Source organism: Zestomonas insulae (assembly GCF_016901015.1).
Taxonomy (GTDB): domain Bacteria; phylum Pseudomonadota; class Gammaproteobacteria; order Pseudomonadales; family Pseudomonadaceae; genus Aquipseudomonas; species Aquipseudomonas insulae.
The window spans coordinates 38,655-59,307 of sequence record NZ_JAFEUP010000006.1 but is presented as its reverse complement, the minus strand read 5'-3'; the positions used below and the strand labels follow the sequence as shown (position 1 = coordinate 59,307).

The window sequence follows — 20,653 nt, the reverse complement described above, 5'->3', positions numbered from 1 at the left end:
ATGCGCACCCCAACCGCTCGTCGCCCGCACGGATTCACCCTGATCGAACTGATGATCGCCGTGGCGATCATCGGTGTCCTCGCGGGCATCGCCCTGCCCGCCTACAACGGCTACATCGACCGGGGCCACATCAAGGCCGCCCAGGCCGACCTGGTCGGGCTCAGCCTGAACCTGGAAAACGCCTACCAGCGCACCCTGGCCTACCCGACCGCGACGCCGGCCGACACCGCCGCGACCAAGACTGCGTTTCCCGCCTGGCAACCCAGCGAGACCCGCTTCGTCTACAGCGTCAGCTCGGCCGCCACCGCGTACACCCTCAAGGCCACCGGCTCCGGCGGCAAACTCGACGGCTGCGTGATCAGCCTGACCAACAGCAACACCCGCACCATCACCAGTTGCGGGAGTTACAACGGCAACTGGCTATGAAACGCGCCGGCGGCTTTTCCCTGGTCGAGCTGATGATCACCGTGGCGCTGCTCGGTGTGCTGGTGATGATCGCCGGGCCGTTCACCGCGGCCTGGAGCAACAGCGCCCAGTTGCGTGACGCCGAAGGCCATCTCAACCAGGGCCTCGGCCGGGCCAAGGCGCACGCCCTGCGCAACCGCTACGGGATGATCGACAGCCAGCCGGCCGCGCTGCTGTGCCTCGGCCAGGACCGCCGGCTCAGCCTGCACGAGGCCGCTTCGGCCAGCACGCCGGCGAGCTGCAGCAGCCCGCAGATCTGGAGCGCGCAGATGCCCGAACGGGTCAGCGTGCAGAGCAACGGCACGGCGTTCGCGTGCCTGGCTTTCGACGCCAAGGGGCGGCCGGCCGCGCTGAGCGGCTGCAGCACCAGCCAGACCTTCGCCCTCACCGCAGGAAGTGACAATGTCTCGGTTACTTTCAACTGAACGGCAGCGCGGCGACGTGCTGATCGAAGCGCTGCTCGGCATGCTGCTGATGTCGATCGTCGGCCTCGGGCTGGTCTACGCCACTTCGCGGGTGGCGGTCAGCCAGAAGGACATGAACCTGCAGAGCCTGGCGGTCAGCCAGATGCGCGACCTGCTGCAGCGCAACGGCAGCGGCACGCTCAACCTGTGCAGCAGTGCGCCGAGCATCACCCTGCCCAACCAGCTGACCCTGGCGGTGCAGGTCAGCGGCTGCAACAGCAACCTCTCGGTGTCGGTAGGCAAGAGCAGCGACAGCGCGCGGCGCACGCTCACCGGCGTGCAGGGCCCGCTCAGCCTGTCGGTCAATGATCCGGCGCTGGGCGGCGAAGTGCGCGTCGGGAGCGGGCTATGAAACGTCAGACCGGCCTGACCCTGATCAGCCTGATGATCGGCATGCTGCTGTCGACTATGTGCATCCTCGCCATGCTCGCGCTGTACCGCAACCTGGTGCAGACCGCAGTGGTCGCCACCCAGGACGCCAACCAGGACGGCCAGCTCGCCGCCGGGCTGCTCAGCGCGCAGCTGGAAGTGCAGAGCGCCGGCTTCGGTATCGACAGCAGCGCCGCAAGCAACCTGGAGAAGAGCACCATCAGCCTCTCCGGCAGCAGCCACAGCGCCCTCCTGTGGCGCTACCTGGACGCCAGCGGCTACCAGTGCCGCGGCCTGGTCGACCGCGGCGCCAGCGATGCCAACAGCGGCAAGGCGGTGCGCCTGCTCTCGCTGTTGCAGGCCGACAGCGGCTGCAGCGCCAGCGCCAACCTCGCCGGGCTGAACTGGAGCGTGCGTCAGGACCTCGCCAAGCTGCTGGTACCCGCCGCGCAGCAGGCCGCCCCGCAGGCGGTGGTGACGTTCAGCATCGCCAAGGTCGACTGCGCGCCGTTCGGTCTCGGCGTCGCCGCCAGCCACCCACAGGTCACCCTCTCCGCGCAGAGCAGCGCCCAGCTCGCCGGCGCCAGCGGCGTCGCCCCGCTGAGCTACAGCCTCTGCCTTACCAACATTCCGGGATAGCCGATCATGGGCTTGCGTTCGTTCCGCCATGCACCCCCTGCCCGCCAGCGCGGCATGGCGACCATCTTCATCGTGCTGCTCGCCGGCATGGCGCTGACCGTCACCGCGTTCGGCGTGATGCATGCGGTGCGCGGCACCCAGGAGAAACAGGTGGCGGTGCATGCCAGCACCAACGCCCAGGCCGGCGCCTGGGCCGGCGTGGAAATCCTCCGCCAGTACTTCACCCAGCTCGACCAGACCGCGCTCGGCGCACTGGTCGCCGGCAACGACATCGCCATGCAGATCGGCGACCGCGTGCTGCACGCCAGCATCGTCGCCAATCAGGCGCCCGCCTCCGGGGCCAGCGAACAGCGCTATACGATCACCGCCAATGTGCGCAATCAGGACGACGCGGCGCGCGCCACCTCGACCCTGCAGGTGGTGTTCGCGGTGGTGCCCGGCGGCGGTGGGCAGAACAACAATTCCGGCAATCCCAACGATGTGATCAACATCTATGGCGATCTGAACATGTCCGGCGGCATCGACGTGAAGGGCGGCGACAACGCGCGCTTCAACGTGCAGGGTAACGTTACCCTGAACAGCGCCTCGGTCACCGGGATCAAGACCCTGCAGGCCACCGGCGACGTCAGCATCGGCAGCGCGATCAAGGTCGAGGAAGTGTTCGCCAACGGCAACATCAACCTCAGCGGCTCGGCGTCGGCGGTCAAGGCCTCGGCGCTCGGCAACATCATCATCAACAGCGGTGGCACCCAGGGCCTGCTCAACGCCAACGGCGACATCACCATCAACAACGGCAGCGTCGCCACCGCCAACGCGCTCGGCAAGCTCAGCGCAAGCAGCGGCGGCAGCCACGGCACCTTTACCGCCGGCAAGACCATGGCGATCAGCAACGGCACCACGGCCAGCGCCAACGCAGTGGGCAACGTCACGGTCAGCAATTTCCCCACCGTGCGGGCGATCACCAGCCAGGCCAACGTGACCTGCCCGAGCGTCAACTGGAATACCTTCGACAGCATCCGCGCCGCCGGCAGCGTCAGCGGCTGCCCGGTGGCGCCGGCCAAGATCATCGCGCCGACCCCGGTCACCGTCACCTTGATCAGCCCGTTGCTGCCGTTCACCCCGCCCAAGGTGCGCGTAGACGCCAACGAGCTGAAGGATTCGGCGAACTACCTGTTCGAATTCAGCAGCAACCTGATCCGCGTCACGGTGAACAACGTCAACGGCATCGCCAATGGCCGCTACCGGCTGGGCAAGATCCGCGTCGGTTTCAATGACCGTTTCGGCTACCTGTGCGCCGAACTGGACGGCAACGGCTACTGCCGCGACGAGTGCGCCACGGTGGTCAACGGCACCTGCACCGGCCCCGGCGTGGCCAACCTGCGCAAGATCACCCAGGGCACCTTCGACGGCGCACAGAGCATCGTGTTCGCCTCCGGCAAGTGGACCCTCACCGGGCAGACCGGCGACACCACCCCGGCGGTGGTCGCACCCGGCGTGCTGTGGTTCGCCGGCGACGTCGAACTGGCCAGCGGCACCTTCCGCAACACCATCCTGGCCACCGGCAACATCGTCACCAGCGGCAGCCACCGCACCTTCGCGGTGAACTACGCCGGCTACGCGCAGACCTGCGCCAACACCTACTACGTCGGCCTGTACCCTACCAATTTCTGCGACCTCACCACCCAGCAGCTGAAGTCCAACTCGCTGGGCAACATCGCCCTGCTCGCCGGCAGCTACAGCGGCAGCAGCTTCAGCGGCGGCAACATCAGCCTCGGCGCGTCGAGCAAGATCTATGGCAGCCTGGTCGCCGGCAATCTGCTGCAGACTGGCGGTGACACCACGGTCAACGGCTACATCACCGCCGCCCGCCAAGGCGGTGGCAGCAACAACTGGAGCGGCAGCACCACCATCGACCTGCGCAACCTGCCGCCCGGCTTCGACCCGGAAGACGTGCCGGTGTGCAGCGGCGGCGAATGCCAGAACAGCGGCGACAGCAGCGGCAGTGGCAGCGGCCAGACTGGCCAGGCCAAGCTGATGTGGAGTCGCTACCTGTAAACGCAACAGGGCGCCAAAAGGCGCCCTATTCAGTTATGGCGGTGGCGGCTCAGTGCTTGGATTCGAGCAGCAGCACACCTTGATCCTCACGCCAGCCGACCCGATTGAGGAAGCTCATGCCCAGCAGCGCCTCGCTCGGCGAGTCGCCCTCGAGCACCATGGCTTCCACGCCGAGCAGCTCCAGGGTGCCGACCTTGACGCGGTCGAGCTTGACCCGCCAGGCCTTGGCCGTGCCGCTGGCGGTGCTGACCTGCATGGGTTGGCCCTGGACGCGGAAATCCAGGCCGAGGGTACGCGCCTGGCCTTCGTTGAGCGCCACCGAGGTGGCGCCGGTGTCGACCAGGAACTGCACCGGATGGCCGTCCACCGAGCCGGCCACCCAGTAGTGGCCGCCGATGCCACGGGCGATGCTCAGCTGCTGACGTGTCGGCGCGCTGTAGCCGCCCTCGCCGTACTCGCGGCTGAGGCTGTAGCTCTGCTCCACGCCGTCGACACGCAGCACCGCGCCGCGACTGTCGGCACTCACCACCTGCACGCCGCCGGGGCCGGTCTGGCCGACCTTGACCAGCTTACGCTGGCCATCGACCTTGAGCACCGCGGCGCCCGGGAACAGGCCGACCACCTGTACCAGCGGTGCCGCATGCAGGGTGGAGACGGCGGCCAGCAGCAGGCCGGCGGCAAGCAGATCAAGGCGTCGACGCATGAGGAGCCTCTTCGAAGGGATAGGGGTAGTGCCAGCGCGCAAACAACGGCCGCAGCTCGCCGCTGCGCACCAACTGCGCCATGCGCCGATCGTACAACGCCGCCAGCGCACGACCCTTGGCGGTGTCGGCAAAACCGACATACAGCGGCAACTGGGTCAGACAGGTGACGCGGAAGGCGGCGCGATCCTCGGCGCCCTCGAGGACTTCCTCGATCTCCGGACGGGCGTCGATGAACAGGTCGGCGTGCCTGAGGCGCAGCATCGACAGGATACCGTCGCGGCGCTGGATTTCCTGGAAGTGGGTCAAGTTCGTCAGATAACGCTCGTAGCCGTAGCCGCGCATCCACGCCAGGTGGAAACGCGGCAGGCTGGCCAGGGTCACCACCGGCTGCTCGGTGAGGCCGAGGGTGCAGATCTGGTCGGCGTCGAAATGCCACTGCGGGTAGACCACGCCGTTGCGCACTTCATCCGCGTAGGAGCCGAGCCAGGCATCCGCTTCGCCGCGCTGCACCAGGCCGATCGAGCGGGTGTAGGGCACGCTCTGGGTCTTCAGTTGCACGCCAAGCGGCTCGTACACCGCGCGCAACAGGTCCCAGCCGAGGCCGCTGCCATCCCGCTCGGTGTACTGTTTCCAGACTTCGCTGGCCACCCGGATGTCCGCCGGCGGCGCGTCCTGCGCGTATCCGTGCAGCGCCCACCAGCTCAGCAGCCCGAGCAATATCCCTATTCCGCGACGCATTCCGCTGCCCTCGCCCCAACCACCGTCAAACCAGGGCCAGTTCTGCCCAGCCCCACACCAATCCCTGCATCACCAGCCAGGCGAACACGCCGGCGAGCACGTCGTCGAGCATGATGCCGACCCCGCCGTGCACATGGCGATCAACCCAGCGTATCGGCCAGGGCTTGAGAATATCCAAGATGCGGAACACCACAAAGCCCGCCAGCAGCCAGCCCCAACCCTCGGGCACCAGCCACAGGGTGATCCACATGCCAACCATCTCGTCCCAGACGATGCCTTCGTGGTCGTGCACGCGCAAGTCATCGGCGACCCGCCCGCACAGCCAGAAGCCGAACAACATGGTCAGCCCGAGCATCAGCCAGTAGCCCCAGTCCGGCAGCATCTGCCACAGCGGGATGAACGGCAGTGCCACCAGCGAGCCCCAAGTGCCCGGCGCTTTCGGCAGGGTACCGGAGCCGAAGCCGAAGGCCAGGAAGTGCCAAGGGTTGCGCCACACCGAAGGCGGCACGGGCTGGGCGGGAGCTTGGTCGGGATGTTCGGGCACGAGGCGGTCCTGAAGACTAGGGCTGAAAATGTTGGTAGCCGGCGACCGGCATGGCCAGTGGCTGGCCGTTGGCGTCGAGCAACTGGACCCCGTGGCCGGCGGCGATACGCCCAATCACCGTCAGCTCCGGCCAGGCGGCCTGCACTTCGGCGAGCTGCGCCGGCGGCAGGCAGCAGACCAGACGGTAGTCGTCGCCACCGGACAAGGCCTGCGCCAGCGCGGCGTCCCGCCCGTAGAGAGCGAGCAGCGCCGGCGACAGCGGCAGACGCTCGCGCTCGACCAGCACGGCAACGCCGGAGGCCTGGGCGATATGCCCGCAGTCGGCGAGCAACCCGTCGGAGATATCCAGCGCCGCCGTGGCCCGACCGCGCAGCACCTGGCCGAGCACGAACTGCGGCTGCGGCGCCCAGTAGCGCGCCAGCAGCGCTGCGGCGAGCTCCGCCGAGGCGGTCTGCTGGCCGAGCACCAGCGGAAGCGCACCGGCACCGTCGCCGAGCGAGCCGCCGACACAGAGCAGATCGCCGACCTGGGCACCGCCGCGGGTCAGCGCCTGGCCGGCCGGTAGGCGACCGAACACGGTCAGGGTCAGGCTCAGCGGGCCGCGCGTGGTATCCCCGCCGACCAGGGCCAGGCCGCATTGCCGGGCCATCTGGTCGAGGCCCTCGGCGAAACCCTGCAGCCAGGCCGGTTCGGCCGTCGGCAGGGTCAGCGCCAGGGTGAAGGCCAGCGGCGCAGCGCCCATCGCCGCCAGGTCGCTGGCGGCCACGGCGAGCGCGCGCTGGCCGAGCAGGCGGGGATCACAGGATTCGGGAAAGTGCACCCCGGCAACCAGGGTGTCGGTGGACACCGCCAGCTGTTCGCCGGCGGACACCTGCAGCAGGGCGCAATCGTCACCGATACCGAGTGCGACACCGGCGGCCGGCTGGGCGCTGGCCGCGGCGGCGAAGTAGCGGCGGATCAGTTCGAATTCACCCACATGAGACTCCAGCGGTGGGCTCAACCTGGGCCGCGACAGCGACCGCGTCGCGGCCGCGGGCCGCGCCCACAGAGCCCCGCACTCAGCGCTTGGCCGCGTTCACTTCGGCGGCGCGCAGCTTGGGCGCCAGCTTGTCGAGCACGCCGTTGACGAACTTGTGTCCGTCGGTGGCGCCGAACACCTTGGCCAGCTCGATGCCCTCGTTGATCGCCACGCGGTACGGCACGTCGACACGTTTGAGCAGTTCCCAGGTGGACAGGCGCAGGATGGCCAGTTCCACCGGGTCGAGGTCGGCCAGCGGACGGTCGAGCAGGCCTTCGAAGGCCTCGTCGATCTCGCTCTTGTTGGTCGCCACGCCGTGCAGGATTTCGTGGAAATAGGCGCCGTCGACTTCGCTGAAATCGTTGTCGACGCGGAACTGCGCTTCGATCTCGTTAAGCGAGTGACCGGCCATCTGCCACTGATACAACGCCTGCATGGCCAGGCTGCGCGCCTGACGACGCGCAGCGATCTTGCCGGTGGGGGCGTTCGGCCGCTTCTCCGCGGGCGGGTTGAAGCGGTCGCTATCGTCGCGGCTCACTTGGCCTCCAGCTGCGCCAGCAGACTGATCATTTCCAGCGCGGACAGGGCGGCTTCGGCACCCTTGTTGCCAGCCTTGGTGCCGGAGCGCTCGATGGCTTGCTCGATGGAATCGACGGTCAGCACGCCGAAGGCCACCGGTACGCCGAACTCCAGGGACACTTGGGCCAGGCCCTTGGTGCATTCGCCGGCGACGTATTCGAAGTGCGGGGTGCCGCCACGGATCACGGCGCCGAGGGCGATGATCGCGTCGTATTCGCCACGCTGGGCGACTTTCTGCGCCACCAGCGGAATCTCGAAGGCGCCCGGGGCACGGATCACGGTGATGTCGCTCTCGCTGACGCCGTGGCGCACCAGCGCGTCGACCGCGCCGCTGACCAGGCTTTCAACCACAAAGCTGTTGAAGCGGCCGACCACCAGGGCATAGCGGCCTTTGGGGGCGATAAAGGTACCTTCGATGGTCTTCAGGGTCATGGAGCGTTCTCGTCAGTAAAGAGCAGATTCAGGGAGTAAAGATGAAAAAGGGGCGCAACGTGGCGCCCCGTGGGCCGCAGCGGCTGCGGGCCTTATTCAGAGGGGAGGTATTCTACAACCTCCAGGTCGAAACCGGATATCGCGTTGAACTTCATCGGCGAGCTCATCAGGCGCATCTGGCGCACACCGAGGTCGCGGAGGATCTGCGAACCGGCGCCGACCGTGCTGTAGGTCGCCGGGCTCGGCGGCTGCTGGCGACCGAGGTGGGCGAGCAGCTCCGGACCGGTCAGCGGGTTGCCGAGCAGCAGCACCACGCCGCTGCCGGCGTCGGCCACCTTGGCCATCGCCGCGCGCAGGCTCCAGCGCCCCGGCTGGTTGACCATGAACAGGTCACGCAGCGGTTCCATGTTGTGCACGCGCACCAGGGTCGGTTCCTCGGGGCAGATGCGGCCGAGGGTCAGCGCCATGTGCACGGTGTCTTCCACCGCGTCGCGGTAGGTGACCAGGTTGAACTGGCCGACTTCGGTGTCCAGCGGTTGCTCGCTGATGCGCTCGACGGTGCGCTCGTGGATCAGCCGGTAGTGGATCAGGTCGGCGATGGTGCCGATCTTGATGCCGTGCAGCTCGGCGAAGGCCTCCAGCTCCGGGCGGCGGGCCATGGTGCCGTCGTCGTTCATGATCTCGCAGATCACCCCGGACGGCTCGAAACCGCCCATGCGCGCCAGGTCGCAGGCCGCCTCGGTGTGTCCGGCACGGGCCAGCACGCCGCCGGGCTGGGCCATCAGCGGGAAAATATGCCCCGGGCTGACGATATCGGCGGCCACTGCCCCCTTGGCCACTGCGGCCTGCACGGTGCGCGCGCGGTCGGCGGCGGAGATGCCGGTGGTCACCCCTTCGGCAGCCTCGATGGAGACGGTGAACTTGGTGCCGAAGCCGGAACCGTTGCGCGGCGCCATCAGCGGCAGCTGCAGGGTCTCGCAGCGCTCGCGGGTCATCGGCATGCAGATCAGGCCACGGGCGAAGCGGGCCATGAAGTTGATGTGCTCGGCGGTGACGCATTCGGAGGCGATGATGATGTCGCCTTCGTTCTCGCGGTCCTCGTCATCCATGAGGATGACCATCTTGCCGGCGCGGATGTCTTCGATCAGTTCTTCAGCGGTGTTGAGCGCCATCGGGCGTCTCCTTACTTGTTCAGGTAGCCGTGTTCGGCCAGGAAGCCTTCGGTGATGCCGGACGCGCTGGGCTCGGCGGCCTTGTCGCCGAGCAGCAGGCGCTCGAGGTAGCGCGCCAGCAGGTCGACCTCGAGGTTGACCAGGCGGCCCGGGCGGTAGTCGACCATGATGGTCTCGGCCAGGGTGTGCGGCACGATGGTCAGCTCGAACTCGGCGCCGTTCACCGCGTTGACGGTCAGGCTGGTGCCGTCGACGGTGATCGAACCCTTGAGGGCGATGTACTTGGCCAGTTCGCGCGGCGCGCGGATGCGGAATTGCACGGCACGGGCATTGTCCTCGCGGGACACGATCTCGCCGACGCCGTCGACGTGACCGCTGACCAGGTGGCCGCCGAGGCGGGTGGTCGGGGTCAGGGCCTTTTCCAGGTTGACTCGGCTGCCGGGCTTGAGGTCGATGAACGCGGTGCGCGCCAGGGTCTCGCGGCTGACGTCGGCCCAGAAGCCGTCGCCAGGCAGTTCGACGGCGGTCAGGCACACGCCGTTGACGGCGATGCTGTCGCCGAGCTTGACGTCGCTGAGGTCGAGCTTGCCGGTGGCGACCTGGACACGCACGTCACCGCCTTTCGGGGTCAGGGCGCGGATGCTGCCGATGGCTTCGATTATGCCGGTGAACATAGGTCCTCCGGGGCGCGCAGCGGGGTGAGACGGAACATCATGAACAACTCCTGTTTTTCAGCAAAACAGGGCTATCGATCGAAGGGGAGCAAGCACGGGCACACGGCCCGCGAGGCAATCCCGTTCTCTCTTTATCCGGACTATGACCGTCGGCCCCGGAATCACACCGGGTCTGCTGTCCCTTTCAGCGAAAGGCGCTCGCGGGCTAGACGCGTTGCGCGCCATTACCGCCGGTGGGGAATTGCACCCCGCCCTGAGAACGTATTCGTCACTCGCGTGACAGCGCGCTTTTTACCACATAACGCCGCCGCTTGGCACCCGCATGACCGCCGTGCATGGCGCACCATCAGTACGGGCGCTGGGGCACCGCGGTGATCTGCCAGTCGTCGCCGACCGCACGGATGTCGCAAATGCGCAGGTCCTGCGCCTCGGCCATGCGCGCCAGCGGCAGCTCGAGCAGCGGTCGCGCGCTGGAACCAAGCAGTTTGGGGGCGACAAACAGACGGTACTCGTCGACCAGCCCGAGTCGCGCAAAGGCCCCGGCCAGACGCGGTCCGGCCTCGACCAGAACCTCGTTGGCGCCGCGTGCGGCCAGTTCGGCGAGCAGCTTACGCAGGTCGACATGGCCGTTGCTGCCGGGCACGGCGAGCAGCTCGTGGCCTTCCTCGAGGAAGCGATCGCGCGCCGCGGCGGCCGCACAGGTCGCCACCAGGGCGGCGCCGGCCTGGTAGAACGGCGCGTCGAGCGGTACCCGCAGGCGCCCGTCGACCAGCACGCGCAGCGGCGGACGGGTCACCGCCAGGGCGGTCAGCTCGGCATTCAGGCCCAGCTCGTCGGGGCGCACGGTGAGCCGTGCGGCATCGGCCAGCACCGTATCGGCACCGCTCAGCACCACGCTGGAGCGCGCGCGCAGGCGCTGCACTTCGGCGCGCGCGGCCGGTCCGGTGATCCACTGGCTTTCGCCGCTGGCCATCGCCGTGCGCCCGTCCAGGCTCATCGCCAGCTTGATCCGCACCAACGGCAGGCCGTGCTCCATGCGCTTGATGAAGCCAGCGTTGAGCTCGCGCGCCTCGGCCTCGAGCACGCCGCTGTGCACGGCGATGCCGGCTTCGGCGAGCAGCAGCAGGCCGCGCCCGGCGACCTGCGGATTGGGGTCCTGCATCGCCGCGACCACCCGCGCCAGGCCGGCGCCGACCAGCGCCTCGGCGCACGGCGGGGTGCGCCCGTGGTGGCTGCAGGGTTCCAGGGTGACGTAGGCGGTGGCGCCGCGTGCCCGCTCGCCGGCCTGGCGCAGCGCGTGCACCTCGGCGTGCGGCTCGCCGGCGCGGGCGTGCCAGCCTTCCCCGACGACCTGCCCGTCACGCACGATCACGCAGCCGACGCGCGGGTTGGGGTGGGTCGAATACAGGCCCTTGCGCGCCAGCTCCAGGGCGCGCGCCATGTAGCGCACGTCCACTGCGTCCTGCGCAGCCAGGCTCATTCTTTCGCCGGCTCGCGGGCCAGGCGGTCGATTTCCTCGCGGAACTCGTTGAGGTCCTGGAAGCGCCGGTACACCGAGGCGAAGCGGATGTAAGCAACTTCATCGAGCTTCTGCAGCTCGGCCATCACCAGTTCGCCGAGGACCCGCGACTTGATCTCGCGCTCGCCGGTGGCGCGCAGCTGGTGCTTGATATAGCCGATCGCCGCGTCGAGCCGCTCGAGGCTCACCGGGCGCTTCTCCAGCGCGCGCTGCATGCCGGCACGCAGCTTGTCTTCGTCGAACGGCTGCCGCGCGCCGTCCTGCTTGATCAGGCGCGGCATCACCAGTTCGGCGGTCTCGAAGGTGGTGAAGCGCTCGCCGCAGGCTAGGCATTCGCGGCGGCGGCGTACCTGCTCGCCTTCGGCGACCAGGCGTGAGTCGATCACTTTGGTGTCATTGGCGGAGCAGAATGGGCAATGCATAGAAAGTCGGGCACGGCGGGATGGAGCGGCCATGGTAGCGCATCGCGACGGCAAGACAAGGCAGGCGCTTTGCGGTATACAGGCGCCCGCCCGTCCATTTCGCCATAGGACTGCCATGCCGCCACGCCCGCTTTTCGCCTGCCTCGCCACCCTGCTGCTGGTCGCCTGCGCCAGCGAGCCGACGCCCGCACCGCCACCCGCCGCCCCGGCCAAGCCGGCGATCGCCGCCGAGCCTGCGCTGCCGGCGCATTTACGCGAACTGCGCGGCAGCCTGCGCACCCCGCCGGCCGGCAGCCAGGTGGAAATAGCCCTGCTGGTGATCGACGAGCGCGACCGCCCGCAACAGCTGCTCGGCAGCCTGGAGCTGACCGGAAACGGCCAGGCCCTGCCATTCCGCCTGACCTTCAACCCCGAATCCTTCCCCGCCGGCGCGCGCATCGAACTGCGCGCGCGGGTCAGCCAGTCCGGCCAACTGATCCTGCACCTGCCGCCGCAGCGCATCGTTCAGGCGCAGAACCAGAGCCTCGGCGAACTGCCCTTGGTGACCGCGCCGTGACCGCCCCGGCCCGCCTGCAGGCCGAGCTGCAGCAGCTGCTCGGTGACGCCCGCCTGGTCGCCAGCCCGCTGCCGGGTACCGACCTGCGCCTGTGGCTGATCGACGAACAGAACATGGACCGCGCGTTCAGCCCGGAAGAAACCCGGCTGATCCTCGAGGAGCCGCCGTACTGGTGCTTCTGCTGGGCCAGCGGCCTGGTCCTGGCGCGCTGGCTGGCCGAGCGCCCGGAGTGGGTGCGCGGCAAGCGCGTACTGGATTTCGGCGCCGGCTCCGGGGTAGCGGCGATCGCCGCGGCCAAGGCCGGCGCGGCGGAAGTGGTGGCCTGCGACCTCGACCCGGTGGCGCTCGAAGCGTGCCGCGCCAACGCCGCGCTGAACGACGTGACGCTGAGCTATTCGGCGGACTTCTTCGCCGAAGCCGACCGTTTCGATTTGATCATCGTCGCCGACGTGCTCTACGACCGCGCCAACCTGCCGCTGCTCGACCAGTTCCTCAGCCGGGGCCGCGAGGCGCTGGTCGCCGATTCGCGGGTGCGCGACTTCCAGCACCCGCTGTACCAATGCCTCGCCGTGCTCGACGCCTGTACCTGGCCGGACCTCGCCGAGCCGGCGGAATTCCGCCGAGTCAGCCTGTACCACGCGCGGCGCGCCTGACGCCTTGTATCCGTGAGCCGGCGCCCGCATTTATAGTCGCATCCATCGCGCCCCATTCGAGACCAACCATGAGCGACAGCCCGTACATCTTCGATATCGCCGGAGCCGCCAGCTTCGATCAGCTAGTGATCCAGAACTCCTTCCACAAGCCGGTGCTGGTCGACTTCTGGGCCGACTGGTGTGCGCCGTGCAAGGCACTGATGCCGCTGCTGGCGAAGATCACCGAGGAGTACCGCGGCGAGCTGCTGCTGGCCAAGGTCAACTGCGACATCGAGCAGGACATCGTCGCCCGCTTCGGCATCCGCAGCCTGCCCACCGTGGTGCTGTTCAAGGATGGCCAGCCGGTCGACGGTTTTGCCGGCGCGCAGCCGGAATCGGCGATCCGCACGCTGCTCGAGCCGCACGTCCAGCTGCCGGCGCCGGAGGCCGGCGATCCGCTGGTGGCTGCCCAGGAACTGTTCGCCGCCGGGCGCTTCGCCGAGGCGGAGAACCTGCTCAAGCAACTGCTCGGCGAGGACAACAGCAACGCCGCGGCGTTGATTCTCTACGCGCGCTGCCTGGCCGAGCGCGGTGAGCTGGGCGAAGCCGCCACCGTGCTGGACGCGGTGAAAGGTGACGAACACAAGCAGGCGCTGGCAGCTGCCAAGGCGCAATTGACCTTCCTGCGCCAGGTTGCCGACCTGCCGGATGCCGCCGAGCTGAAGAGCCGCCTGGCGCAGAACGCTGGCGACGACGAAGCCAGCTACCAGCTGGCCATCCACCAGCTCGCTCTGCAGCAATACGAGGCGGCCCTCGACGCGTTGCTCAAGCTGTTCGTGCGCAACCGCAGCTACGCCGATGGCCTGCCGCACAAGACCCTGCTGCAGGTGTTCGACCTGCTCGGCAGCGATCACCCGCTGGTGATCGCCTACCGCCGCAAGCTGTACCAGGCGCTGTACTAACCGACCCAGCGATACAGCGGCGTATCCGCGCCGCTTTCGATCTGCACCTGCGGGCAGTGGCGCAGCCGCACCAGCAGGCGCTTGCCCGCCGCGGCGTTGCCGGTCAGCGCTTCCAGCGCCTCGAGCAGCGCGGTGCCCTCCATCTCCCCAGCCTGGCGCAGCAGGTCCAGTGCCGTCTGCCACAGCGCATCGCTGGCCGGCGCCGAGGCCACCCGCGGTAACGCCTCGCTCACCGCGGCCGGCAGCTGCGCCGCCAGGTCACGCCAGTCGGCCTCGTCCATCTCCACACTGAGATCCACCGGCCAGTCGCCGATCGTTCCTCGAATCCGCAGCATCGTCTGCCCTCCACGCATTTGCCGCGCATGCTCCCACGCGGCCGCTGGCAGGGCTAGCCGTCGGCAAAAACTTGTTATAACGTAACAAAACAAATTCGTTGCCGGAGATTCTCCATGCGCCGCCTGCTGCTTGCCCTGCCCTTCACCCTGCTACCCCTAACCGCCGCGCTGGCGCATGACGACCATGACGAGCACGCCAGCCTGGGCAAGCACGAGCATGGCACCGCCACGCTGAACGTGGCCTTCGAAGGCGAGATGCTGGAACTGGCGCTGGAGAGCCCGGCGATCAATCTCGTCGGTTTCGAGCACGCCGCCAGCAGCGAGGCCGACCAGGCCAAGGTCGCTGCCGCCCGCACCTTGCTTGAGCACCCCCTTGGCCTGTTCGGCCTGGATAGCGCCGCAACTTGCCAAGTGCACGAGCAGCGCCTGGACAGCCCGCTGTTCGGCGCGGCACCCGCTGCTGACGAGCACACCGGCCACGCGCACAGCGACATCGACGCCAGCTACCAGCTGACTTGCGCCCAGCCACAGCAGCTCAAGGCGCTGGACCTCAGCGGCTTCTTCCGGCACTTTCCGGGCACCAGCAAGATCGCCGTGCAGCTGATCGGCCCGGCCGGCCAGCTGGGTGCCGAGCTGACCCCGAGCAATCCGCGCCTGACGTTCTGAGCGCACCGCGCTATTTCGGCACGTCCGCGCCGACGCGTCCCCTGCAGAGATCACCATGTCCTCAGCCTTGCTTGAAATCAGCGACCTCGGCTTCGCCTGGCCCGGCCAGGACGAGTTGCTGGACATCCCACAGTTCCGCCTCGAGCGCGGCGAAACCCTGTTCCTCAAGGGCCCCAGCGGCAGCGGCAAGACCACCCTGCTCGGCCTGCTCGGCGGCGTGCAGCGCGCCGGTCGCGGCAGCGTGCGGCTGCTCGGCACGGAGCTGGGGACCATGCGCGCGGGCGCGCGCGACCGTTTCCGGGTCGACCACACCGGCTACATCTTCCAGCAGTTCAACCTGCTGCCGTTTCTCTCGGTGCGCGACAACGTCGAGCTGCCCTGCCACTTCTCGCCGTTGCGGGCGGCGCGCGCGCGCCAGCGCCACGGCAGCGTCGACGCCGCGGCCGCCACGCTGCTCGAGCACCTCGGCCTCAGCACCGCGCTGCTCGAGCGGCGCGCCGATGCGCTGTCGATCGGCCAGCAGCAGCGCGTCGCCGCCGCCCGCGCGCTGATCGGCCAGCCGGAACTGGTGATCGCCGACGAACCGACCTCGGCGCTCGACAGCGACGCACGCGAGGCCTTCCTGCGCCTGCTCTTCGCCGAATGCCGCGAGGCCGGCGCCAGCCTGCTGTTCGTCAGCCACGATCAGGGCCTGGCACCGCTGTTCGACCGCAGCCTGTCGCTGGCCGAACTCAATCGCGCCGCGCGCCCGCTAGGAATCTGAGCATGTACCTGCTGCGTCTGGCCCTGGCGAGCCTGAACAATCGCCGCTTCACCGCCTGCCTCACGGTCTTCGCCATCGCCCTGTCGGTGTGCCTGCTGCTCGCCGTCGAGCGGGTGCGCACCGAGGCGCGAGCCAGTTTCGCCAGCACCATCAGCGGCACCGACTTGATCGTCGGCGCGCGCTCGGGCTCGGTGAACCTGCTGCTGTACTCGGTGTTCCGCATCGGCAATGCCACCAACAACATTCGCTGGAGCAGCTTCGAGCAGCTCGCCGCCAGTCCGCGGGTGAAGTGGGCGATTCCGCTCTCGCTCGGTGACTCGCACCGTGGTTACCGGGTGCTGGGCACCAGCGCCGCCTACTTCGAGCACTACCGCTACGGCCGCGGCCAGCCGCTGCAACTGCAGAGCGGACGCGCCTTCGCCAGCGATCCGTTCGAGGTGGTGCTCGGCGCCGAAGTGGCCGACGCGCTGCACTACCGGCTCGGCGACCAGGTAGTGCTGGCCCATGGCGTGGCCACGATCAGCCTGGTGCAGCACGACGACAAACCGTTCCGCGTGGTCGGCATCCTCGCCCGCACCGGCACGCCGGTCGATCGCACCCTGCACATCAGCCTGGCCGGCATGGAAGCGCTGCACATCGACTGGCAGAACGGTGTGCCGGCGCGCGGCGGCGGCAAGGTCAGCGCCGAGCAGGCGCGCCACCTGGACCTGACGCCCACGGCAATCACCGCGGTGCTGCTCGGTCTGAACAGCAAGATCGCCACCTTCGCCGTGCAACGCGAGATCAACGAGTACCGCGGCGAGCCGCTGCTGGCGATCCTGCCCGGGGTTGCCCTGCAGGAGCTGTGGAGCCTGATGGGCACCGCCGAGAAGGCGCTGTTCGTGGTCTCGCTGTTCGTCGTGCTAACCGGCTTGATCGGCATGCTCACCGCGATCCTCACCAGCCTCAACGAGCGGCGCCGCGAGATGGCCATCCTCCGCTCGGTCGGCGCGCGGCCCTGGCAGGTCGCCTGCCTGCTGGTCCTCGAGGCCTTCGCCCTGGCGCTGGCCGGCGTGCTGCTGGGCGTGGCGCTGCTGTACCTGGCAATCGCCGCCAGCCAGGGCTATGTGCAGGCACAGTACGGCCTGTACCTGCCGCTGGCACTGCCGAGCGCCTATGAGTGGACGCTGCTCGGCGCTATCCTGGCCGCCGCCCTGCTGATGGGCGTGGTGCCGGCCTGGCGCGCCTATCGCCAGTCGCTGGCCGACGGTCTGTCGATTCGCCTGTGAGGAGTCCTGCGATGTTGCGTTGCCTGCTGCTGGTCCCGTTGCTGCTCGGCACTGCCTGGGCGGCCGAGCCGCGCGAGCTGACCTGGTCGGAGATGATTCCGGCGGACGCGCCGCCGCAGGAGCAAGCGCCGGCACCGCTGCACGACCTGGCGCAACTCGGCGATGCGCTGGCCGCCGAGGCCGCGCCGGCAGCCAAGCAGCAGGCGCCGAGCGCACCGGTGGTGGCCGCGCTGGACGGCCAGCAGATCAAGCTGCCGGGCTACATCGTGCCGCTCGACGTCAGCGAGGAAGGTCGGGTGACCGACTTTCTCCTGGTGCCCTACTTCGGCGCCTGCATCCACGTGCCGCCACCGCCGTCGAACCAGATCGTCCATGTCAGCACCGAACTAGGCGTGCAGGTCGATGCGCTGTACCAGCCGTTCTGGGTCGAGGGGCCGCTGCGGGTCGAGGCCAGCAGCAGCGAGATCGCCGATGCCGGCTACCGCCTGGAGGCGAGCAAAATCTACCCCTACGAGCTGCCCGCCAACTGATCGCTTATACCGGCAGGCGCTAGATAGACCGCCCGCTTATTCGATGCACCCTTGAGCTGGGTCAATACTCGCCCCTGAGGCCTCCGGCAAATTGAACGCAACAACACGTTCAAGCCTTAGGAGCCTCCCATGCACAAGTCCCTCGTCACGGCCACCCTGACCGCCCTCGCCCTGGCCAGCCCGCTGGCGCAGGCGCACCAGGCGGGTGACATCATCGTCCGTGCTGGCGCGATCACCGTCGACCCGCACGAGAGCAGCGGCCCGGTGAAGATCGGCGGCGCCGCCGCGCCGGGCACCGCGGCCACCCTCGACAGCGACACCCAGCTCGGTCTGAACTTCGCCTACATGGCCACCGACCACGTCGGCATCGAGTTGCTCGCCGCCAGCCCGTTCGAGCACGACATCGGCACCAAGGGCCTCGGCGGCCTCAAGCTCGGTTCGGTCAAGCACCTGCCGCCGACCCTCAGCGTGGTCTACTACCCGCTGGACAAGGCTTCGGCCTTCCAGCCCTACGCCGGGGTGGGCATCAACTACACCTGGTTCTTCGACGACAAGCTAAGCAGCGAGGCAGAAAGTGCCGGCTTCCGCGGCCTCGACCTGGAAGACTCGTGGGGCATCGCCGGGCAGATCGGCGCCGACTACATGCTCACCGACAAGATCATGCTCAACGCCCAGGTGCGCTACATCGACATCGACACCAAGGGCACCACCTACGCCGGTGACACCAAGGTGGCGGTGGATGTCGACGTCGACCCGTGGGTGTACATGGTCGGCCTGGGCTACAAGTTCTGAGCCCACAGAAAGAAGAAAGCCGGCACTTGCCGGCTTTTTTGCGTCAGCGCCCGAGCAGGCGCGCCAGTCCCTCGGCCATCGGCGTCGGCTCGGCGAAGGCGAAGCGCTCCAGCAGGCGCAGGTTGTTGGCCCGCGAGTGCTTGATGTCACCCGCACGCGCGGCGCCGTAGCTCACCTCGGGCAGGCTGCCGGTGACCTGGCGAATCAGCGCCAGCAGCTGGTTCAGGCTGGTCGCCCGACTCAAGCCGACGTTCACCGGACCCACCGCCAGCGTGGGCAGCTCCAGGGCCTGCAGCAACACGTGCACCAGATCGCCGACATAGACGAAGTCGCGGGTCTGCTCGCCGTCACCGAACACGGTAATCGGCAGGCCAGCCTGGGCGCGCTCGGTGAAGATGCTGATCACCCCGGAGTATGGCGACGAGGGATCCTGGCGCGGGCCGAAGATATTGAAGAAGCGGAACACCGCCGGCTCCAGACCGTGTTGGCGGCGATAGAAATCCAGGTACTGCTCGCTGGCCAGCTTGTCCACCGCATAGGGCGTCAGTGGCGCCTTGGCGGTGTCCTCGTCGATCGCCGCACCTTCGCCGTTGTTGCCATACACCGCCGCACTGGAGGCGAACAGCACGCGCTTGACGCCCTGGGTACGCATCGCCTCGCAGACGTTTAGGGTGCCGACGAAGTTGCTCTGGTGGGTGGCCACCGGATCGTCCACCGACGCCTGCACCGAGGCCACCGCCGCCAGGTGGGCGACCGCGCGGCAGCCCTGCATGGCGCGCGCGACCAGCGCGGCGTCGGCGACGTCGCCCTCGAGCAGCGTCAGGCGCGGGTTATCCAGCGGCAGGTTGCTGCGCTTGCCGGTGGACAGGTTGTCCAGCACGCGCACCGCATGGCCCTGGGCGAGCAGCGCGTCGACCAGGTGCGAGCCGATGAAGCCGGCGCCGCCGGTGATCAGGATGGGAGCGTCAGACATGGCGATAGTAACGATCCAGTAAGGCCGGCAGACCGGCACGCCAGGCGCGCGGCTTGATGCCGAAGGTGTGGAAGATTTTCTTGCAGGCCAGCACCGCGTGCTGCGGCTCGTCGGCGGCATCCGGACGCGCCGCGTGCGCTTGCGGGGTGACGCTGTCGAGCAGCGTCGGACGGTAGACGCGAGCCTCGCCGAGCAGCGCCTGACCGAGCGCCAGGGTGGTGGTCGCTTCGTGGCCGCCGTAGTGGTAGGTGCCCCACAGCGGCGCCTGGCAATCGAGCTGCTTGAGCACGGCGATCAGCACCCGCGCGGCATCGTCGACCGGGGTCGGGTTGCCACGCCGGTCGTCGGCGGCGAACAGCGCATCGTCCTTCTCGGCGCGGCGCAGGAAGCGATCGAGCAGGCCGCCCGGGCTCTCGTCCATCAGCCAGCCGAACCGCAGCAGCACATGCCGCGGACACACCGCGCGCACGCTCTGCTCCATGCGCCACAGCGCCTGGCCGCGCAGGCCGAGCGGCACCTGCTCTTCCTTCTCGCTGTAGGCGGTGGCGCGCGAGCCGTCGAACACCCGGTAGCTGGAAGGCTGCAGCAGCAGCATCTGGTGGTGCTGGCAGAGCTCGGCGAGGCGCTCGACGGCGCGCTCCTGGCTGGCCAGGCGCTCGGTGCTGGTCTCTTCGGCCTGGAACCAGTCGAAGTAGTAGGCCAGGTTGATCACCGCGTCGGGGCGGGTGTCGTCGAGCAGCTGGGTCAGGCTGGGCACGTCCCAGCCCTGTTCCGGCGGGCGGGGGGCGAGGAAGCCGATGTCTTCCTCGGCACCGAGGCGGATCAGCGCCTGACCCAGGGCATTACCACCGCCCAGCAGCATCAGGCGCATTCGCATGGTTGACGCTTCCGCTTAGAACGGGATGTCGTCGTCGAAGCTGTCGTAGTCCGGCGCGGGTTGCGCGGCGGGCTGCTGCTGCGGCGCCGGACGCGATTCACGCGGAGCAGACTGCTGCGGCGCCGGGCGCGACTGGCGCGGCGCGCTGTCATCACCACCACGGCCGCCGAGCAGCTGCATCTGACCGTTCATGTCGACGACGATCTCAGTGGTGTAGCGCTTGACGCCGTCCTTCTCCCACTCGCGGGTCTGCAGACGCCCTTCGACGTAGACTTGCGAGCCCTTGCGCAGGTATTCACCGGCGATCTCCGCGAGTTTGCCGAAGAACACCACGCGGTGCCATTCGGTACGTTCCTGCTTCTGACCGGACTGCTTGTCGGTCCAGCTGTCGCTGGTGGCCAGGGTGATATTGGTTACCGCGTTGCCGTTGGGCAGATAACGGGTTTCCGGATCGCCACCGACGTTGCCGAGCAAAATGACTTTGTTAACCCCACGGGCCATAACG

27 protein-coding genes and 1 riboswitch are annotated in these 20,653 nt (G+C 68.4%); of the genes, 13 read left to right on the top strand and 14 right to left on the bottom strand.

The window, feature by feature from the left end:
• From JQX08_RS18835 to JQX08_RS18815, 5 genes are read left to right on the top strand one after another with little or no spacing between them, the layout of a single operon-like run.
• The gene (locus JQX08_RS18835; protein ID WP_205349957.1) at nucleotides 1-426 is read left to right on the top strand and encodes a type IV pilin protein; all 426 of its coding nucleotides are present in this window, start codon (nucleotides 1-3) and stop codon (nucleotides 424-426) included.
• Complete coding sequence (locus JQX08_RS18830) at nucleotides 423-890, top strand: pilus assembly FimT family protein (RefSeq protein WP_205349956.1); 468 nt, start codon at nucleotides 423-425, stop codon at nucleotides 888-890. The genes JQX08_RS18835 and JQX08_RS18830 overlap by 4 nt, the downstream gene beginning before the upstream one ends.
• Nucleotides 868-1,281, top strand: coding sequence for a type IV pilus modification PilV family protein (locus JQX08_RS18825; RefSeq protein ID WP_205349955.1), 414 nt, complete (start codon nucleotides 868-870; stop codon nucleotides 1,279-1,281). The genes JQX08_RS18830 and JQX08_RS18825 overlap by 23 nt, the downstream gene beginning before the upstream one ends.
• Nucleotides 1,278-1,937 (top strand): PilW family protein, encoded by a 660-nt coding sequence (locus tag JQX08_RS18820; RefSeq protein WP_205349954.1) that lies wholly within the window; start codon nucleotides 1,278-1,280, stop codon nucleotides 1,935-1,937. The genes JQX08_RS18825 and JQX08_RS18820 overlap by 4 nt, the downstream gene beginning before the upstream one ends.
• A 6-nt stretch (nucleotides 1,938-1,943) precedes the next feature.
• Nucleotides 1,944-3,992 carry a hypothetical protein gene (locus JQX08_RS18815; protein WP_205349953.1) on the top strand — a complete coding sequence of 683 codons (2,049 nt, stop codon included), beginning with the start codon at nucleotides 1,944-1,946 and terminating at the stop codon, nucleotides 3,990-3,992.
• A gap of 49 nt (nucleotides 3,993-4,041) precedes the next feature.
• Here the strand turns inward: JQX08_RS18815 and JQX08_RS18810 are convergent, their stop codons facing one another.
• The 10 genes from JQX08_RS18810 to nrdR form a co-directional block, all read right to left on the bottom strand.
• Entirely contained in the window at nucleotides 4,042-4,695 is a 654-nt protein-coding gene (locus JQX08_RS18810; protein WP_205349952.1) for a retropepsin-like aspartic protease family protein, read from the bottom strand.
• The gene (locus JQX08_RS18805) at nucleotides 4,679-5,434 is read right to left on the bottom strand and encodes a substrate-binding periplasmic protein (RefSeq protein WP_205349951.1); all 756 of its coding nucleotides are present in this window, start codon (nucleotides 5,432-5,434) and stop codon (nucleotides 4,679-4,681) included. Before JQX08_RS18805 ends, JQX08_RS18810 begins: the two co-directional genes overlap by 17 nt.
• Before the next feature lie 25 nt (nucleotides 5,435-5,459).
• On the bottom strand, nucleotides 5,460-5,978 hold the full coding sequence (locus JQX08_RS18800; protein ID WP_205349950.1) for a phosphatidylglycerophosphatase A family protein: 519 nt from the start codon (nucleotides 5,976-5,978) through the stop codon (nucleotides 5,460-5,462).
• A gap of 16 nt (nucleotides 5,979-5,994) precedes the next feature.
• Entirely contained in the window at nucleotides 5,995-6,954 is a 960-nt protein-coding gene (gene thiL, locus JQX08_RS18795) for a thiamine-phosphate kinase (protein WP_205349949.1), read from the bottom strand.
• An 82-nt stretch (nucleotides 6,955-7,036) separates the two neighbouring features.
• Nucleotides 7,037-7,534, bottom strand: coding sequence for a transcription antitermination factor NusB (gene nusB / locus JQX08_RS18790; RefSeq protein WP_205349948.1), 498 nt, complete (start codon nucleotides 7,532-7,534; stop codon nucleotides 7,037-7,039).
• Nucleotides 7,531-8,007 carry a 6,7-dimethyl-8-ribityllumazine synthase gene (gene ribH, locus JQX08_RS18785; RefSeq protein WP_205349947.1) on the bottom strand — a complete coding sequence of 159 codons (477 nt, stop codon included), beginning with the start codon at nucleotides 8,005-8,007 and terminating at the stop codon, nucleotides 7,531-7,533. Before ribH ends, nusB begins: the two co-directional genes overlap by 4 nt.
• Before the next feature lie 92 nt (nucleotides 8,008-8,099).
• Nucleotides 8,100-9,179: a bifunctional 3,4-dihydroxy-2-butanone-4-phosphate synthase/GTP cyclohydrolase II gene (ribBA, locus tag JQX08_RS18780; RefSeq protein WP_205349946.1), complete on the bottom strand. Its 1,080-nt coding sequence runs from the start codon at nucleotides 9,177-9,179 to the stop codon at nucleotides 8,100-8,102.
• Nucleotides 9,180-9,190: 11 nt separating this feature from the next.
• Nucleotides 9,191-9,853 carry a riboflavin synthase gene (locus tag JQX08_RS18775; RefSeq protein WP_205349945.1) on the bottom strand — a complete coding sequence of 221 codons (663 nt, stop codon included), beginning with the start codon at nucleotides 9,851-9,853 and terminating at the stop codon, nucleotides 9,191-9,193.
• A 118-nt stretch (nucleotides 9,854-9,971) separates the two neighbouring features.
• Nucleotides 9,972-10,118, bottom strand: a riboswitch (FMN riboswitch).
• Nucleotides 10,119-10,199: 81 nt separating this feature from the next.
• A complete protein-coding gene (gene ribD, locus JQX08_RS18770) occupies nucleotides 10,200-11,333 on the bottom strand; it encodes a bifunctional diaminohydroxyphosphoribosylaminopyrimidine deaminase/5-amino-6-(5-phosphoribosylamino)uracil reductase RibD (RefSeq protein ID WP_205349944.1) in 1,134 nt (377 codons plus the stop codon).
• A complete protein-coding gene (nrdR, locus tag JQX08_RS18765) occupies nucleotides 11,330-11,794 on the bottom strand; it encodes a transcriptional regulator NrdR (protein ID WP_205349943.1) in 465 nt (154 codons plus the stop codon). Before nrdR ends, ribD begins: the two co-directional genes overlap by 4 nt.
• A gap of 115 nt (nucleotides 11,795-11,909) precedes the next feature.
• Here nrdR and JQX08_RS18760 point away from each other — a divergent pair, with 115 nt between their 5' ends.
• The 3 genes from JQX08_RS18760 to trxA all read left to right on the top strand — a co-directional run bounded on the left by JQX08_RS18760 (nucleotide 11,910) and on the right by trxA (nucleotide 13,944).
• Entirely contained in the window at nucleotides 11,910-12,350 is a 441-nt protein-coding gene (locus JQX08_RS18760; protein WP_205349942.1) for a YbaY family lipoprotein, read from the top strand.
• Nucleotides 12,347-13,003 carry a 50S ribosomal protein L11 methyltransferase gene (locus tag JQX08_RS18755; RefSeq protein WP_205349941.1) on the top strand — a complete coding sequence of 219 codons (657 nt, stop codon included), beginning with the start codon at nucleotides 12,347-12,349 and terminating at the stop codon, nucleotides 13,001-13,003. Before JQX08_RS18760 ends, JQX08_RS18755 begins: the two co-directional genes overlap by 4 nt.
• Nucleotides 13,004-13,071: 68 nt before the next feature.
• A complete protein-coding gene (trxA, locus tag JQX08_RS18750; protein ID WP_205349940.1) occupies nucleotides 13,072-13,944 on the top strand; it encodes a thioredoxin in 873 nt (290 codons plus the stop codon).
• On the opposite strand, the gene JQX08_RS18745 is transcribed toward trxA, so the two are convergent.
• A complete protein-coding gene (locus JQX08_RS18745) occupies nucleotides 13,941-14,279 on the bottom strand; it encodes a hypothetical protein (protein ID WP_205349939.1) in 339 nt (112 codons plus the stop codon). The genes trxA and JQX08_RS18745 overlap by 4 nt on opposite strands.
• 114 nt (nucleotides 14,280-14,393) lie before the next feature.
• On the opposite strand from JQX08_RS18745, the gene JQX08_RS18740 reads away from it, so the two are divergent.
• From JQX08_RS18740 to JQX08_RS18720, 5 genes are all read left to right on the top strand, one after another.
• On the top strand, nucleotides 14,394-14,945 hold the full coding sequence (locus tag JQX08_RS18740; RefSeq protein WP_205349938.1) for a DUF2796 domain-containing protein: 552 nt from the start codon (nucleotides 14,394-14,396) through the stop codon (nucleotides 14,943-14,945).
• A 55-nt stretch (nucleotides 14,946-15,000) separates the two neighbouring features.
• On the top strand, nucleotides 15,001-15,708 hold the full coding sequence (locus JQX08_RS18735; protein ID WP_205349937.1) for an ABC transporter ATP-binding protein: 708 nt from the start codon (nucleotides 15,001-15,003) through the stop codon (nucleotides 15,706-15,708).
• 2 nt (nucleotides 15,709-15,710) lie between these two features.
• Entirely contained in the window at nucleotides 15,711-16,976 is a 1,266-nt protein-coding gene (locus JQX08_RS18730; RefSeq protein ID WP_205349936.1) for an ABC transporter permease, read from the top strand.
• Between the two features lie 11 nt (nucleotides 16,977-16,987).
• Nucleotides 16,988-17,506 (top strand): DUF3299 domain-containing protein, encoded by a 519-nt coding sequence (locus JQX08_RS18725; RefSeq protein WP_205349935.1) that lies wholly within the window; start codon nucleotides 16,988-16,990, stop codon nucleotides 17,504-17,506.
• A 129-nt stretch (nucleotides 17,507-17,635) separates the two neighbouring features.
• Complete coding sequence (locus JQX08_RS18720) at nucleotides 17,636-18,298, top strand: OmpW family outer membrane protein (RefSeq protein ID WP_205349934.1); 663 nt, start codon at nucleotides 17,636-17,638, stop codon at nucleotides 18,296-18,298.
• 43 nt (nucleotides 18,299-18,341) lie between these two features.
• Here the strand turns inward: JQX08_RS18720 and JQX08_RS18715 are convergent, their stop codons facing one another.
• From JQX08_RS18715 to JQX08_RS18705, 3 genes are read right to left on the bottom strand one after another with little or no spacing between them, the layout of a single operon-like run.
• Complete coding sequence (locus JQX08_RS18715; RefSeq protein ID WP_205349933.1) at nucleotides 18,342-19,271, bottom strand: NAD-dependent epimerase/dehydratase family protein; 930 nt, start codon at nucleotides 19,269-19,271, stop codon at nucleotides 18,342-18,344.
• Complete coding sequence (locus JQX08_RS18710) at nucleotides 19,264-20,148, bottom strand: sugar nucleotide-binding protein (protein ID WP_205349932.1); 885 nt, start codon at nucleotides 20,146-20,148, stop codon at nucleotides 19,264-19,266. The genes JQX08_RS18715 and JQX08_RS18710 overlap by 8 nt, the downstream gene beginning before the upstream one ends.
• A 15-nt stretch (nucleotides 20,149-20,163) precedes the next feature.
• Nucleotides 20,164-20,649: a single-stranded DNA-binding protein gene (locus JQX08_RS18705; RefSeq protein ID WP_205349931.1), complete on the bottom strand. Its 486-nt coding sequence runs from the start codon at nucleotides 20,647-20,649 to the stop codon at nucleotides 20,164-20,166.
• Nucleotides 20,650-20,653 lie beyond the last annotated feature (4 nt).

Bases quoted from the DNA above. Each gene is read 5' to 3' on its own strand.
- JQX08_RS18810 (WP_205349952.1), bottom strand. From the start codon at position 4,695: ATGCGTCGACGCCTTGATCTGCTTGCCGCCGGCCTGCTGCTGGCCGCC.
- ribBA (WP_205349946.1), bottom strand. From the start codon at position 9,179: ATGGCGCTCAACACCGCTGAAGAACTGATCGAAGACATCCGCGCCGGC.
- JQX08_RS18710 (WP_205349932.1), bottom strand. From the start codon at position 20,148: ATGCGAATGCGCCTGATGCTGCTGGGCGGTGGTAATGCCCTGGGTCAG.
- JQX08_RS18825 (WP_205349955.1), top strand. From the start codon at position 868: ATGTCTCGGTTACTTTCAACTGAACGGCAGCGCGGCGACGTGCTGATC.
- trxA (WP_205349940.1), top strand. From the start codon at position 13,072: ATGAGCGACAGCCCGTACATCTTCGATATCGCCGGAGCCGCCAGCTTC.
- JQX08_RS18805 (WP_205349951.1), bottom strand. From the start codon at position 5,434: ATGCGTCGCGGAATAGGGATATTGCTCGGGCTGCTGAGCTGGTGGGCG.
- JQX08_RS18725 (WP_205349935.1), top strand. From the start codon at position 16,988: ATGTTGCGTTGCCTGCTGCTGGTCCCGTTGCTGCTCGGCACTGCCTGG.
- JQX08_RS18760 (WP_205349942.1), top strand. From the start codon at position 11,910: ATGCCGCCACGCCCGCTTTTCGCCTGCCTCGCCACCCTGCTGCTGGTC.
- JQX08_RS18720 (WP_205349934.1), top strand. From the start codon at position 17,636: ATGCACAAGTCCCTCGTCACGGCCACCCTGACCGCCCTCGCCCTGGCC.
- JQX08_RS18775 (WP_205349945.1), bottom strand. From the start codon at position 9,853: ATGTTCACCGGCATAATCGAAGCCATCGGCAGCATCCGCGCCCTGACC.
- JQX08_RS18835 (WP_205349957.1), top strand. From the start codon at position 1: ATGCGCACCCCAACCGCTCGTCGCCCGCACGGATTCACCCTGATCGAA.
- JQX08_RS18745 (WP_205349939.1), bottom strand. From the start codon at position 14,279: ATGCTGCGGATTCGAGGAACGATCGGCGACTGGCCGGTGGATCTCAGT.
- JQX08_RS18820 (WP_205349954.1), top strand. From the start codon at position 1,278: ATGAAACGTCAGACCGGCCTGACCCTGATCAGCCTGATGATCGGCATG.
- JQX08_RS18815 (WP_205349953.1), top strand. From the start codon at position 1,944: ATGGGCTTGCGTTCGTTCCGCCATGCACCCCCTGCCCGCCAGCGCGGC.
- JQX08_RS18730 (WP_205349936.1), top strand. From the start codon at position 15,711: ATGTACCTGCTGCGTCTGGCCCTGGCGAGCCTGAACAATCGCCGCTTC.
- JQX08_RS18705 (WP_205349931.1), bottom strand. From the start codon at position 20,649: ATGGCCCGTGGGGTTAACAAAGTCATTTTGCTCGGCAACGTCGGTGGC.
- JQX08_RS18830 (WP_205349956.1), top strand. From the start codon at position 423: ATGAAACGCGCCGGCGGCTTTTCCCTGGTCGAGCTGATGATCACCGTG.
- JQX08_RS18740 (WP_205349938.1), top strand. From the start codon at position 14,394: ATGCGCCGCCTGCTGCTTGCCCTGCCCTTCACCCTGCTACCCCTAACC.
- JQX08_RS18715 (WP_205349933.1), bottom strand. From the start codon at position 19,271: ATGTCTGACGCTCCCATCCTGATCACCGGCGGCGCCGGCTTCATCGGC.
- ribH (WP_205349947.1), bottom strand. From the start codon at position 8,007: ATGACCCTGAAGACCATCGAAGGTACCTTTATCGCCCCCAAAGGCCGC.
- nrdR (WP_205349943.1), bottom strand. From the start codon at position 11,794: ATGCATTGCCCATTCTGCTCCGCCAATGACACCAAAGTGATCGACTCA.
- ribD (WP_205349944.1), bottom strand. From the start codon at position 11,333: ATGAGCCTGGCTGCGCAGGACGCAGTGGACGTGCGCTACATGGCGCGC.
- JQX08_RS18735 (WP_205349937.1), top strand. From the start codon at position 15,001: ATGTCCTCAGCCTTGCTTGAAATCAGCGACCTCGGCTTCGCCTGGCCC.